Source organism: Burkholderia sp. Ac-20344 (genome assembly GCF_017104975.1).
GTDB lineage: Bacteria > Pseudomonadota > Gammaproteobacteria > Burkholderiales > Burkholderiaceae > Burkholderia.
In genome coordinates this window covers 1-767 of record NZ_JAAGPP010000396.1, presented here as the reverse complement: position 1 = coordinate 767, position 767 = coordinate 1, and the positions used below count along the sequence as shown (strand labels likewise).

Annotated in this window: 1 protein-coding gene; it reads left to right on the top strand. The window is 72.5% G+C overall.

Annotated features, from left to right (window positions below; all coding sequences use genetic code 11):
• The coding region (locus tag G3N64_RS39335; protein ID WP_205788925.1) for a TolC family protein at nucleotides 1-767 on the top strand (767 nt) is incomplete at both ends.

The following is a 767-nucleotide window of genomic DNA, read 5'->3' as shown; positions in this document are numbered from 1 at the left end:
GCGGGCGGCGCGCTGCCCGCCCGGCTGCCGGCCGATCTGCTGGGCCGCCGGCCCGACATCGTCGCCGCGCGGCTGCGTGTCGAAGCCGCGTTCGCGAATGCCGATGCGACGCGCGCACAGTTCTATCCGGACGTGAACCTCGTCGCGCTCGGCGGCGTGTTCGCGCTGACGCCCGCGTCGCTGTTCTCGCGCGACGCGCTCGCCGGTTCCATCGGCCCGGCGATCTCGCTGCCGATCTTCGATCGCGGCCGGCTGAAGGCGAAGCTCGGTGCGGACGCCGCGCAGGCCGATGTGGCGATCGGCCTGTACAACAAGACCGTCGACGATGCGCTCGGGCAGGTCGCGCAGTTCGTCACGTCGCTGCAGACGTCGCAAACGCTCGTCGCGCAGCAACAGGACGCGGTTGCAGCCGCGCAGAAGATCGTGCAGATCGCGACCGACCGTCACCGGCGCGGCGTGCTGATGCAGAAGGATGTGGATGTCGCGGATCTCACGCTGATCGACGAGCGCGCGCAGATGATCGCGTTGCTCGGCCGGCAGCGGACGCTGCGCGTCGGGCTGATCGGTGCGCTGGGTGGCGGGTTCGATGCGGGCGCGACGGTTGCGCAGGCGTCGGCCGTGCATCGGGCGCGTAGCGGGGCGGCGAAGCGAGGCGCTTCGATTGCCGGGCCCGCCTCGGCGGCTGCGGCCACACCGACCGCACCGACCCATGCCGCGACCGCAAGCCGATCGATGGCGGGCCCGTCGGCCGATGCGCGTGCGGGCAG